The organism is Klebsiella sp. KE9456 (assembly GCF_043832615.1).
Classification (GTDB): Bacteria; Pseudomonadota; Gammaproteobacteria; order Enterobacterales; family Enterobacteriaceae; genus Klebsiella; species Klebsiella indica.
On sequence record NZ_JBDYQK010000003.1, the window covers coordinates 226,699 to 239,251 of the forward strand.

The 12,553-nt window shown below is 54.7% G+C and carries 14 protein-coding genes and 1 pseudogene; 6 read left to right on the top strand and 9 right to left on the bottom strand.

Going from position 1 to position 12,553, the window contains the following annotated elements:
• Positions 1-51: 51 nt before the first annotated feature.
• Positions 52-1,470, bottom strand: a complete 1,419-nt coding sequence (treB, locus tag ABK821_RS04740) for a PTS trehalose transporter subunit IIBC (protein WP_138361643.1) — start codon at positions 1,468-1,470, stop codon at positions 52-54.
• A gap of 129 nt (positions 1,471-1,599) precedes the next feature.
• Entirely contained in the window at positions 1,600-2,547 is a 948-nt protein-coding gene (gene treR, locus ABK821_RS04745; protein ID WP_142502853.1) for a trehalose operon repressor TreR, read from the bottom strand.
• A gap of 327 nt (positions 2,548-2,874) precedes the next feature.
• Between treR and mgtL the strand changes: the two genes are divergently transcribed.
• Together mgtL and mgtA are read left to right on the top strand one after the other, a co-directional pair.
• Positions 2,875-2,928 carry a mgtA regulatory leader peptide MgtL gene (gene mgtL, locus ABK821_RS04750; protein ID WP_221887633.1) on the top strand — a complete coding sequence of 18 codons (54 nt, stop codon included), beginning with the start codon at positions 2,875-2,877 and terminating at the stop codon, positions 2,926-2,928.
• Positions 2,929-3,074: 146 nt separating this feature from the next.
• Complete coding sequence (mgtA, locus tag ABK821_RS04755) at positions 3,075-5,783, top strand: magnesium-translocating P-type ATPase (protein ID WP_138361641.1); 2,709 nt, start codon at positions 3,075-3,077, stop codon at positions 5,781-5,783.
• Between the two features lie 337 nt (positions 5,784-6,120).
• Here mgtA and ridA read toward each other — a convergent pair whose 3' ends face one another.
• The 4 genes from ridA to ABK821_RS04775 all read right to left on the bottom strand — a co-directional run bounded on the left by ridA (position 6,121) and on the right by ABK821_RS04775 (position 8,191).
• Positions 6,121-6,507 (bottom strand): 2-iminobutanoate/2-iminopropanoate deaminase, encoded by a 387-nt coding sequence (gene ridA / locus ABK821_RS04760; protein WP_138361640.1) that lies wholly within the window; start codon positions 6,505-6,507, stop codon positions 6,121-6,123.
• Positions 6,508-6,640: 133 nt separating this feature from the next.
• A complete protein-coding gene (gene pyrI, locus ABK821_RS04765; protein WP_138361639.1) occupies positions 6,641-7,102 on the bottom strand; it encodes an aspartate carbamoyltransferase regulatory subunit in 462 nt (153 codons plus the stop codon).
• 13 nt (positions 7,103-7,115) lie between these two features.
• Complete coding sequence (pyrB, locus tag ABK821_RS04770; RefSeq protein ID WP_138361638.1) at positions 7,116-8,051, bottom strand: aspartate carbamoyltransferase; 936 nt, start codon at positions 8,049-8,051, stop codon at positions 7,116-7,118.
• A 35-nt stretch (positions 8,052-8,086) separates the two neighbouring features.
• On the bottom strand, positions 8,087-8,191 hold the full coding sequence (locus ABK821_RS04775) for a pyrBI operon leader peptide (RefSeq protein ID WP_138361637.1): 105 nt from the start codon (positions 8,189-8,191) through the stop codon (positions 8,087-8,089).
• On the opposite strand from ABK821_RS04775, the pseudogene ABK821_RS04780 reads away from it, so the two are divergent.
• Together ABK821_RS04780 and ABK821_RS04785 are read left to right on the top strand one after the other, a co-directional pair.
• Positions 8,171-8,245, top strand: a pseudogene (locus ABK821_RS04780) (hypothetical protein); the annotation flags it as partial. The gene ABK821_RS04775 and the pseudogene ABK821_RS04780 overlap by 21 nt on opposite strands.
• Positions 8,246-8,386: 141 nt before the next feature.
• Complete coding sequence (locus ABK821_RS04785; RefSeq protein ID WP_138361636.1) at positions 8,387-8,839, top strand: YhcH/YjgK/YiaL family protein; 453 nt, start codon at positions 8,387-8,389, stop codon at positions 8,837-8,839.
• An 85-nt stretch (positions 8,840-8,924) separates the two neighbouring features.
• Here ABK821_RS04785 and argF read toward each other — a convergent pair whose 3' ends face one another.
• Positions 8,925-9,929, bottom strand: coding sequence for an ornithine carbamoyltransferase (gene argF, locus ABK821_RS04790; RefSeq protein WP_138361635.1), 1,005 nt, complete (start codon positions 9,927-9,929; stop codon positions 8,925-8,927).
• Positions 9,899-9,994: a hypothetical protein gene (locus tag ABK821_RS04795; protein WP_374043487.1), complete on the bottom strand. Its 96-nt coding sequence runs from the start codon at positions 9,992-9,994 to the stop codon at positions 9,899-9,901. Before ABK821_RS04795 ends, argF begins: the two co-directional genes overlap by 31 nt.
• Positions 9,995-10,094: 100 nt before the next feature.
• Here ABK821_RS04795 and rraB point away from each other — a divergent pair, with 100 nt between their 5' ends.
• Positions 10,095-10,517, top strand: coding sequence for a ribonuclease E inhibitor RraB (rraB, locus tag ABK821_RS04800; protein WP_138361634.1), 423 nt, complete (start codon positions 10,095-10,097; stop codon positions 10,515-10,517).
• A gap of 151 nt (positions 10,518-10,668) precedes the next feature.
• Positions 10,669-11,427 (top strand): tRNA isopentenyl-2-thiomethyl-A-37 hydroxylase MiaE, encoded by a 759-nt coding sequence (gene miaE, locus ABK821_RS04805; RefSeq protein ID WP_343178431.1) that lies wholly within the window; start codon positions 10,669-10,671, stop codon positions 11,425-11,427.
• A 38-nt stretch (positions 11,428-11,465) separates the two neighbouring features.
• Here the strand turns inward: miaE and ABK821_RS04810 are convergent, their stop codons facing one another.
• Positions 11,466-12,488: an alpha/beta hydrolase gene (locus tag ABK821_RS04810; RefSeq protein WP_138361632.1), complete on the bottom strand. Its 1,023-nt coding sequence runs from the start codon at positions 12,486-12,488 to the stop codon at positions 11,466-11,468.
• Between the last annotated feature and the right edge of the window lie 65 nt (positions 12,489-12,553).

Here is a 12,553-nt window from a genome sequence, read left to right on the forward strand (position 1 = left end):
TTCGCGTTCCTGCTACGACAAGGGGCGACAGCGCGCCCCGAAAATAAGAAGTCAGACAATCTGTAAGGTGCCCTGGCGGAATTTACGCTGATAGACGACCGTCGTCAGGATAATCGGCACCACCACCGCAATGGCCATCGCCAGAGCGTAGACCTGCCAGTAGCTCGGCTGAATGGAGAGAATACCCGGCAGGCCGCCGACGCCAATACCGTTGGCCATCACGCCGTTCAGTCCGCACAGCAGTCCGGCAAGACCGGAGCCGATCATCGCGCACAGCATCGGAAAGCGGTATTTCAGGTTGATACCGTACATCGCCGGCTCCGTCACGCCGAGGTAGGCGGAAATGGCCGCCGGGACGGAGATTTCACGCTCGTTTTGTTTGCGGCTGGCGATGATGATTCCGACGACCGCTGACGCCTGGGCGATGTTAGACAGCGCAATCAGCGGCCAGACCGGCGTACCGCCCATGCTCTGAATCATCTGCATGTCGATGGCCAGGGTGGTCTGATGGACGCCGGTAATCACCAGCGGGGCATACAGGAAGCCGAACAGCGCGGCGCCAATCGGCGCGAAGCTACCGGTCATCAGATGACGCACGGCCCAGGCCACGCCGTCGCCAATCATGCGGCCAAATGGACCAATAAAGGCGTGGGCGAGGAATACCGCGAGGATCAGGGAACATACCGGCACCACCACCAGGTAGAGATAGTCAGGAACGATGCGTTTCAGGCGAATTTCGATAAAGCCGAGCGCCAGTCCCGCCAGCAGCGCCGGAATAACCTGGGCCTGATAGCCCACTTTGGCGATAGTAAACAGACCGAAGTTCCACACCTCCGGCACCTGTTGGCCCAGCAGATAGGCGTTCATCAGCTGCGGGGAGACGAGGGTGACGCCCAGCACAATGCCGAGGATCGGCGTGCCGCCCATTTTCTTCACCGCTGACCAGCAGATACCTACCGGCAGGTAGAAGAAGATCGCTTCGCCAATCAGCCACAGGAAGTCATAAATGGTTTTCAGCGACGGGTGCATCTGCGCCAGCGTCTGGCCGTTGCTCATCGGCAGATCGCCGATGACGTTACGGAAGCCCAGGATCAGGCCGCCGCTGATCAGTGCGGGCAGCAGCGGGAAGAAGATTTCCGCGAAGTGTGAGATGAGCTGTTCGTGCCACTTCATGTTTTGTCGGGCGGCTTTTTTGGCCTGCTCTTTATCTGCGCTGGCTTGCCCGGTGGTGGCCAGCAGCGCTTGATAGTAATCGCCGACATCGGTGCCAATCACCACCTGGAACTGCCCGGCGTTGGTAAAGCAGCCTTTCACCATGCGTAGCTGTTCAATCTCTTTTGGTCTGGCGATGGCGGGATTATTCAGCACAAAACGCAGACGGGTAATACAGTGGCTGACGGTGGCGATATTGTCGCGTCCGCCCACCAGTTCGATAAGTTTATCTATATCCTGCTGGTTAACTTTACTCATGATGAGGCCTCATGACCGGGAGGAGAGGTTGGGTATTTACTTGGGGCGGATCCTAACCGGTTCGCTTTAATTACAAAACGGGAACGTTCCCGAAACGCTGCGAAGATCACATAAATCGTGCAGACGGGCCTAATTCAAGATGGCGGGAATCACGATTTGACGAGGCGCTCTGCTCCCGGCGATCTGCTCGATCAACTGCCGGGCTGCCCGGCGTCCGGACTCGGCGTAGCCGGGATCGACGGTGATGATCTCTGGATGAAGAAATGTCATCAGCGGTGTACTGCCGACGCTGGCAAGCTGGAGATGGTCAATTCCCTGCTGCTGAAGATATTTGCAGGCCCCAAGGGCGAGCATATCGGTGGCGCAGACCAGCGCGCTGGTTTCAGTCGTCAGCACGCTGGCGACGTTTTCATAGCCTTGTTTCATCCCCAGCCCCGGCAGGGCAGCAAGGGGGGAGAGATGCTTTTTCTCGCAGAAATGGATATAGGCCTGATGGCGGCGTTGCCCGGTTGTCACATCGCTATGCGGCACGCCGAGGAAACTGATATGGCGATGGCCGCGATCGTACAGACGCTGCATCAGCATGTTGATGGCCCCTTCGTCGTCATAGCAAACGGAGGCGATCCCCGGTGCATCGCGGGCCAGCAGCACCAGCGTCTCTCGCCAGGGAGTAAGCATCTCTTCATGAATACCGGTAAAGCCAAACAGCACTACGCCGTCAATATTGCGCCGGGCGAGTATGCCGAGATGCTCTTCAACCAGCGTTGGAGAGAACTGGCTCTCCATCATAATCGGATCGTAGCCCTGCTCGTAAAAGGCGGGCAGCATGGTTTGCACGGCGAGGTTTTCCGAATGTGAATCCAGACGGGTGACGATTATCGCCACCACCTTATCGCTCTGGCCGCGCATCGCTCTTGCAGATCGCGAGGGGGAGAATCCGTGCTGCTGCATCACCGCTTCCACCCGTTCGCGGGTGCGCTCGCTAACGCCGCTTTCATTATTCAGCACTCGCGATACCGTCGATTTCCCGACGCCGCTTAAGCGCGCAATATCTTTGATGGTCAGCCGGTTTTGCATGCTGGGTTCCCGTTGTGATCCGCTTAAAGTGAGCCTAATGCTACTCAACGAAGCCACGTTGAGCAAAGCCTGGTTTACGTCTGGTTTAATGACACGAGGGTATTATCGCCATAATAGCCCTGACTCGGTTATTGGTAGTTTTAGAGCCTATCCCACCAGGCGTTATTGGCGCAGACAGTTTGAACACGGCCAGCGCGGAAGAACCGGGCGTACACGTAGTACGTGAGGATTCTGAGCACTGCCCAGGTTCAAAATGACAAGCAAAATAGCCCTAATGGGATAGGCTCTTAGCATTCGTGTCGTTTGTATTCATTTACCGGAGATTTTATGGACCCTGATCCCACTCCTCATCCTCGATGGAGCCCCCTTTCTTTCCGGTAAACCTGTTTTGCGCCGCTTTACCGGAAAACGTAAAGCAGCGATGTCTTTGATGTCCTTGCCATAAAAATAACATGCCTGACAGGTAAGGTTTATGCGCGTCTGTCGGTGATGCTGCGTTCGTTCGCGCGAGCGCGGAGGGACTGTTTATGTTGAAAAATTTTACCCGGCAACTGTTTGCTCAGCTTAGCCGCCATTTACCGCGTCGTCTGGTACAACGCGATCCGCTACCTGATGCCCGTCATCTGGCGAGCGCGCCAATCCCGGATTCTCTCGGCAAGCAGTGCCTGAGTGTAGCAGTCATGGATGAAAATGCGCTCTGGCACGCTTTTGCCAGCCATCCGGAAGGGCTCAATGAAGGTGAAGTGGCGCAGAAAATCGCGCAGTATGGCGCAAACCACATCCCGGCGCAGAAGCCATCGCCGTGGTGGGTGCACCTGTGGAGCTGTTATCGCAATCCCTTCAACTTGCTGCTGACCGTTCTGGGTATTGTCTCCTACTCGACGGAAGATCTGTTTGCCGCAGCGGTGATCGCGCTAATGGTAGGGATATCCACGCTGCTCAATTTTATTCAGGAAGCCCGCTCGACCAAAGCGGCGGACGCCCTGAAAGCGATGGTCAGTAATACCGCGACGGTGCTGCGGGTGGTGAATGAGCAGGGCGAAAGCCGCTGGTGTGAGCTGCCCATAGACCAGGTGGTACCGGGAGATATCGTGAAACTCTCGGCGGGAGATATGATCCCGGCTGACCTGCGCGTCATTCAGGCGCGCGATCTGTTTGTTGCGCAGGCCTCGCTGACCGGGGAATCGTTGCCGATCGAGAAAGTGGCGCACACCCGTGACCCGCAACAAACAAATCCGCTGGAGTGCGACACGTTGTGCTTTATGGGCACGAACGTGGTGAGCGGTTCGGCGCAGGCCATGGTTTTCGCCACCGGCGGCGGCACCTGGTTTGGTCAACTGGCGGGGCGCGTCAGCGAGCAGGAAAGCGAGCCTAACGCTTTCCAGAAAGGCATCAGCCGGGTCAGTATGTTGTTAATCCGTTTTATGCTGGTGATGACGCCAGTCGTGCTGTTGATTAACGGCTATACCAAAGGCGACTGGTGGGAAGCGGCGCTGTTCGCGCTTTCGGTGGCGGTTGGCCTGACCCCGGAGATGCTGCCGATGATCGTCACCTCGACGCTGGCGCGCGGGGCGGTGAAACTGTCGAAACAGAAGGTTATCGTTAAACACCTTGACGCGATTCAGAACTTTGGCGCGATGGATATTCTGTGCACCGATAAAACCGGCACACTGACTCAGGATAAAATTGTGCTGGAGAATCACACGGATGTGTCGGGTAAGGTGAGTGAACGCGTATTGCACGCAGCCTGGCTGAACAGCCACTACCAGACCGGGCTGAAGAACCTGCTGGATACCGCAGTGCTGGAGGGGGTAGAGCTGGAGTCGGCGCGGAGTCTGGCGGCACGCTGGCAAAAAGTGGATGAGATCCCGTTCGATTTTGAACGCCGCCGCATGTCGGTGGTGGTGCAGGAGCAGGATAACGTCCATCAATTGATCTGCAAAGGGGCGTTACAGGAGATCCTCAACGTTTCTACCCAGGTGCGCTATAACGGCGAAATCGTACCGCTGGACGAAACCATGCTGCGACGTATTCGTCGGGTTACCGATACGCTGAACCGTCAGGGGCTGCGGGTAGTGGCGGTGGCGAGCAAATACCTCCCCGCCCGCGAAGGCGACTACCGGCGTGCGGATGAATCAGATTTAATCCTCGAAGGCTATATTGCTTTCCTCGATCCGCCGAAGGAGACCACCGCCCCGGCGCTTAAGGCGCTGAAGGCCAGCGGCATTACGGTGAAAATCCTCACCGGCGATAGCGAGCTGGTAGCGGCAAAAGTGTGCCATGAAGTGGGACTGGAAGCGGGCGACGTGGTGATCGGCAGCCAGATTGACGCGCTAAGCGATGATCAACTTGCCGGGCTGGCAAAGCGTACCACGCTGTTTGCCCGCCTTACTCCGCTGCATAAAGAGCGCATTGTGACGCTGCTGAAACGCGAAGGGCACGTGGTGGGGTTTATGGGCGATGGCATTAATGATGCTCCGGCGCTGCGGGCGGCAGATATCGGTATTTCTGTTGATGGCGCGGTGGATATCGCGCGCGAGGCGGCGGATATCATTTTGCTGGAGAAAAGCCTGATGGTGCTGGAAGAGGGGGTTATCGAAGGCCGCCGGACTTTCGCCAACATGCTCAAGTACATCAAAATGACCGCCAGTTCTAATTTCGGCAACGTCTTCAGTGTATTGGTGGCCAGCGCCTTTCTGCCGTTCTTGCCGATGCTGCCGTTGCACTTATTGATTCAGAACCTGCTGTACGATGTTTCCCAGGTGGCGATTCCGTTCGATAACGTTGACGATGAGCAAATTCAACAGCCGCAGCGCTGGAATCCGGCGGACCTCGGGCGCTTTATGATCTTCTTTGGGCCGATCAGTTCGATATTCGATATTCTGACGTTCTGCCTGATGTGGTGGGTGTTCCATGCCAATACGCCGGAACATCAGACGCTGTTCCAGTCCGGCTGGTTTGTGGTGGGTCTACTGTCGCAAACGCTGATTGTGCACATGATCCGCACGCGACGGATCCCGTTTATCCAGAGTCGTGCGGCCTGGCCGCTGATCGTAATGACGCTATTGGTGATGGTGGTGGGGATGACGCTACCGTTCTCGCCGCTGGCGAGCTATTTGCAACTGCAGGCGCTACCGCTGAGCTACTTCCCGTGGCTGATTGCCATTCTGGCAGGTTATATGACTCTGACTCAGATGGTGAAAGGCTTCTATAGCCGCCGTTACGGCTGGCAGTGAGCAGCGGGGAGTTGGGGACGAGCGCGAACCTGGCGAAAATAGCAAATGCCGCCGTTGATTTACGGCACATCCACCGAAAGGGGGCTTAACGGGTCTGTATTACAGCCGGAGGCTGTAATACAGATTGCTGACAAAGCGGGTTCTTCAGCAATTGCCGGCGGCGCTTCGTTTGCGCGAGCCGAAAAAAAACCGACGAAAAACAGTAATATAGTGATATTGTTGCTCTCCCGGACCGGGTAAGGCGCCACCCGGCCCAAATTCCAGCACAATATTTAAATCCGGTTTGTCATCAGCCTTTTTTACAGCCAGAGGCTCTATTTTTTCACACTGTCGCCAATCAGCGGCGAATGGCGATTGCTTCGATCTCAATCTTCACGTCTTTCGGCAGGCGAGCGACTTCCACGCAGGAACGCGCCGGGAAAGTGGCGTTATGCTCGGTGAAGAACGCTTCATATGTGGCGTTAACGGTGGCGAAATCGTTGAGATCTTTTACGAAAACGGTAGTTTTAACAATATCGCCTACTTTCAGACCGGCTGCTTCAACGATAGCTTTCACGTTGTCCAGAGACTGACGCGCCTGAGCGGCAACATCTTCCGCTACGCTGCCGGTTTTCGGGTCTACCGGGATCTGGCCGGACGTGATGATCATGTTACCCAGATCGACACCCTGAACGTATGGGCCGATGGCTGCTGGTGCATTTTCCGTCGCAATAGTTTTAGACATGAGTTCTCCTGAATAACAGCATAATGAAGTCGTTATACAAACTTTTCTCGTTGCCGACAGCGCAACATGCAAAAAGATAATATGCGGTAAACCCGACCATTATAGGCAGCCGGGTACGCAATACCAACCGCAATTAGTTAGCCAGGACCACATTATGTGAGAACTCTTTTTCACAATATTTGCACTTCAGCGCAATATCATTTTCACGTTTTTTTACCGCAAAGCTGGAAGCGACCGGCTCGGCATGGCTGATGCAGTTACTGTTCGGGCACACCAGTACATTGTTGATGCGTTCCGGCAGATTCGGGCGAGATTTGCCTACGACTTCATAATTATCGATACGGTTTACCGTTGCCTGCGGCGCATACAGGGATAGCTGGTTGACCTGTTCATCGGTCAGGAAGGTATTCTCGATTTTGATTAAATCTTTACGGCCCATTTCACCGGAAGGCAGGTTCAGGCCGATGGTGATGCGCTGATCCGTTTCGGTCAGTTTGAACAGGGTCAGTAGCTTAAAGCCGACCTGCGCCGGGATATGGTCGATAACAGTGCCGCGTTTGATGGCTTCAACCTGCAATTTATTGTCGTGTGTCATCTCTTTTTCCCCCTTACAGTGCCAGATCGCTATTCAGTACCAGTGCCAGTAACGCCTGGCGGGCGAAGATGCCGTTCCCTGCCTGCTGGAAGTACCAGGCGTGCGGCGTTTTATCGACATCGGTGGTGATCTCATCCACACGCGGCAGCGGGTGCAGCACTTTCATATTGGCTCGTGCCCCTTCCAGGTCGGCTGCGCGCAGAACAAACTGTGCTTTAACGTTGGCATATTCTGACGGGTCAAGGCGCTCTTTCTGCACACGGGTCATGTAAAGAATATCGACCTCTTCTATCACTTCTTCAATGGCGCTATGCAGGCTCCAGCCAATGCCTTTTTCGTCGAGCATATCGAGAATGTACTGCGGCATCGCCAGCGCGTCCGGCGCAATAAAGTAGAAGCGGTTGCCGTTAAATTTGGCCAACGCCTGGGTCAGCGAGTGGACGGTGCGACCATATTTCAGGTCGCCAACCATCGCGACATTGAGGTTTTCCAGACGGCCCTGGGTCTCCTGAATGGTGAACAGATCCAGCAGTGTCTGCGTCGGATGCTGGTTAGCGCCATCACCGGCGTTAAGCACCGGAATACCGCCGGAGAACTCTGTCGCCAGGCGCGCCGCGCCTTCCTGCGGGTGGCGCATGACGATGGCATCGACGTAGGTACTGATCACCGAGATGGTGTCGGCCAGAGTTTCGCCTTTTTTGCCCAGCGAGGTATTGCTGCTGTCTGAGAAACCCACCACGCTGGCGCCCAGCCGGTGCATTGAAGTTTCAAACGACAGACGGGTGCGGGTAGAGGCTTCAAAAAAGCAGCTGGCAATCACCTTATGCTTCAGCAACTCTGGCTGCGGATTGGCTTTCAGTTTGGCTGCGGTCGCCAGTACCCGTTCAAGGTCTTCGCGGCTGAGATCGTTTATGGAAATGATATGTTTTTGAAATAGCGGGTTAGCCATGTTTATCTCCTGACGCCTGGGCAAAAAAAAGCCCCTTAAATAAGGGGCTTAGAGACTTTATTGAGCAACGGAAAGAAAAACGCTACGCCAGCGCCTGTTTTCAGACGCGGTAAGACAGAATGTCGTACACAGTAGGTCATGCTTCCTCCCGGCAAATTGTCCGCGATTATACGCAGCTCAAATTTCGGATCAAGTGATTAATCCACAAACAAGTAAACGTTTGCCTGGATATTCCTGCGCTAACGCAAAAAACCCTTAAATAGGGGTGGCAGGGTAGCAGGAAGGGCGGTATAAAAGCGTAAAATGAAAAGCTGTTTTATATTTTAGGAGGCATTATGATCGCCGGAAACATCCACAATCTGCAACCCTGGCTACCGGAACAGCTGCGTCAGGCTATTGACTATATTAAAGCCCATGTTACCGATGCGACCCCGCTCGGTAAGCATGATATCGATGGTAATCGCCTGTTCTATCTGGTTTCCGAAGACATGACCGAGCCGTTCGAAAAGCGTCGTGCGGAGTATCACGGGCGCTATCTCGATATTCAGATCGTATTAAAGGGGCAGGAAGGCATGACCTTTAGCACCCAGCCTGCGGGCGCGCCGGAAACCGACTGGCTGGCGGATAAAGACATCGCGTTTTTGCCTGAAGGGGCAGAGGAAAAAACGGTGATCCTGAATGAAGGCGATTTTGTGGTCTTTTACCCCGGGGAAGTCCATAAGCCGCTGTGCGCCGTGGGGGCGCCAGCTCAGGTACGCAAAGCGGTCGTGAAGCTGCTGGTTGAATAAGACGTATTGCCGGGGGCGCGATGCAAAACGCCTCATCCGGCCTGCGGGAGTATATTCTGCAGGCCGGATAAATAAGGCATTATCATTATTTCGCCAGCGTTGCCACCATCACCGCTTTGATGGTGTGCATGCGGTTTTCCGCCTGGTCAAATACGATGCTGGCCGGAGATTCAAAGACCTCATCGGTTACTTCCATTCCGCCGTGCAGGCCATAATCCGCCGCCATCTGTTTGCCGAGCGTGGTCTGATCGTCATGGAATGCGGGCAGGCAGTGGAGGAATTTCACCTGCGGATTGCCGGTCAGCGCCATCATCGCGCTATTTACCTGATAACCGCGCAACAGCGCGATGCGCTCTGCCCATTTCTCTTTGGCTTCGCCCATCGATACCCAGACATCGGTATAGATAAAGTCCGCGCCTTTTACACCCGCTGCAATATCTTCAGTCAGCGTAATATTGCCGCCGTTCTTTTGCGCCAGCGCTTTGCACTCTGCGACCAGGCTTGCATCCGGCCAGCATGCCTGTGGAGCCACCAGGCGTAAATCCAGCCCCGTCAGCGCGGCGGCTTCCAGCATGGAATTGCCCATGTTATTACGCGCATCGCCAGCGTAAACCAGCGTCATCTCATTGAAGGCTTTGCCCGGCAGGTGTTCCTGCATGGTCAGCAAATCCGCCAGCAGCTGCGTGGGGTGAAATTCATTGGTCAATCCATTCCACACGGGAACGCCCGCATATTCCGCCAGCGTTTCTACGATTTCCTGGCCGTGGCCGCGGTACTGAATACCGTCATACATGCGTCCCAGCACGCGGGCGGTGTCTTTAATGGACTCTTTATGCCCAATCTGGCTGCCGCTTGGCCCAAGATAGGTTACGCGAGCGCCCTGATCGTATGCGGCAACTTCGAAAGAGCATCGGGTACGGGTCGAGTCTTTTTCGAAGATGAGCGCGATGTTTTTGCCGATGAGATGCTGGACTTCAATATTGTTTTTTTTATCTGCTTTGAGTCTGGCTGCCAGCTCAAGCAGGGAGGTAATTTCGGCAGAGGTAAAATCGAGTAACTTTAAAAAGTGCTTCTGATAAAACGCTGACATGGTTTCCTCACATGGCTTAGGCCACTTACTGAATTAAAATTCACTTTATATGTATTAATATTCATTTGCAACCCCGTGCGATAAATCTTTCTCTCAGAAGGTGGAGGCAATCACGGCGGTATGTGACAATATGCAGTATCCGCGACATATTATGAGGAACAAGCCATGGCAAACCCGGAACTACTGGAAGAGCAGCGTGAAGAAACGCGTCTGATTATCGAAGAGCTGCTCGAAGATGGCAGCGATCCGGATGCGCTGTACACCATCGAACATCATCTTTCCGCCGATGATTTCGACACGCTGGAGAAAGTGGCAGTTGAAGCCTTCAAACTGGGTTACGAAGTGACCGAGCCAGAAGAGCTGGAAGTTGAAGAGGGGGAGATGGTTATTTGTTGCGATATCCTCAGTGAATCTGCGCTGAATGCTGAGCTGATCGATGCCCAGGTCGAGCAACTGATGACGCTGGCTGAAAAATACGACGTTGAGTACGACGGCTGGGGCACCTACTACGAAGATCCCGACGGGGAAGACGAAGAAGGTGATGACGACGAAGATCTTATGGACGACGACAACGGCATTCGCCACTAAGCATCTCCGCGTTGAAGTAAACGACGGCAAGGTATGCCGTCGTTTATATCCATCATCATTCACGTTGGCAACAGCACGCTGTTCATCCCGGAGCCGTGTTCTTTGCCGTCGCGATGTATCTGAATGATTGTGTGTGTAGCAAGGAACGTCAATGGATTATCCGCAAATACTCTCCCCGATCTTAGAATTTTTACATTGTCCGACGCCGCAGGCGTGGATCGATGAAGCCCGTAAACCGGAAAATCTCCCGCTGCTGCTGACGGACCATATGGTATGCGAGCTAAAGGCGGCGCAAAATGCCATGCTGCTGGTGCGTCGATATGTGGCGGATAAAGAAGAGTCGGATGAGCTTTTGGCCTGCCTGAAGCCCTATGAGGATTTCACCTGGCGACGCGGGTCAGAGCCTGATTTTGTCGCGCTGCATAAACAGATTAATAAAAGCGCCATGCCGCAGACCGACGATCCCTGGGGGCGTCAGCTACTCGACAGCATGATTTTGCTGATCAAAGAAGAGCTGCATCACTTTTGGCAGGTTCGCGAAATCATGCTTTCCCGCGATATCCCCTACGTCAAAATTACCGCCAGCAGCTATGCGCGCGGGCTGCGTCGGGAAGTGCGTTCTCATGAACCTGCGATGCTTATTGATAAACTGATTTGCGGCGCTTACATCGAAGCCCGCTCCTGCGAGCGTTTTGCCGCGCTGGCGCCATGGCTGGATAATGATCTGCAGACGTTTTATTTGTCGCTGCTGCGCTCGGAAGCACGCCATTATCAGGACTATCTGGAACTGGCGCAGCGGATTGCCGAAGATGATATTCGCGAACGCGTGCGCCAGCTTGGCGAGGCGGAAGCCGTGTTGATTAACACGCCGGAAACGGAATTCCGTTTCCATAGCGGTGTCCCGGCCTGAACGCTGACCGCCGTTTAGCCACGGCGGTCTGGTGTTCGCTACAGATTGGCGTTTTTATCTTTTTTCCCCGCAGTGGCGGCTTTCGGCGCGCCGAGAGTCGCTTTAAACCATTTCACCACGCGTTCAATAACCGGCTTCTGATACCAGTTATCATCCCCATGGTTTGCGCCTTCCAGCAACACGTAATCCGCCTGATTACCCTCCTTTTTCAGCGCTTCATAGAGTTGCTTACTTTGTACCGGCGAGACCAGCGTGTCAGCGCTGCCGTGCATAATCAAAAACGGCGGTTTCTTACCGTGAATATGGCCCATTGGGCTGGCGGCCAGCGCTTTCTGTTTATCGCTGTCGATAGTGGCTCCCGGCCAGTCGCGGAAGGCGCTACCGTTTACCAGTAGCGCCTCTGTGACAGCCGGCGACTGGTGCACTTTTTGTATCGCTTCCGGGAAGCCCTCGCCAATGTTCAGTAAATTCGAAATCCCGTACAGCGTCGCGGCGGCCTGGACATCGGAAGATTGTGCGAGATTGTCGCCACGGTCGAATGATTTATCGCCATTGGTCAGCGCCAGCATCTGCGCCAGATAGCCGCCGGCGGAGTCGCCCAGTACGCCAATGCGGGACGGGTCGATACCGTATTCAGCGGCATGCTCGCGCAGGTAACGAATCGCGGCTTTACCATCGACTACCGGAGCCGGAAAGGTGTCGGGAATCGTGCGGTATTCCGCCGCTGCAACAACGAATCCGGCCTCCGCCAGCGCCATGCGCATTTGGATAAACTTATGCCATGCTGAACCGGTGAATCCGCCGCCGGGGAAATAAACAATTGCCGGTTTCAGGTCGTCGTTGTATGGCACCAGCAATGACATATGCAACTGACGAACGGCTACGGTGCTTTTAACCTGGCTGTAAACAATATCGTTTAGCGCATCGATACGGCCCTGTGTTTTTTCCACGTGCATGATCTGGGCACCTTCGGTATTACCCGGAAGCGCGTTGGCATAGACGCTGGACACCATGCCGCCAAAAATCAGGCTGCTGGTCAGCAGGAATGGGAGTTTTTTCATTATGTTCGATCCTGAGTAATGCCTGCCACGGTGGCAGGCTAAAAAATAGCGAATACTCAGACAGT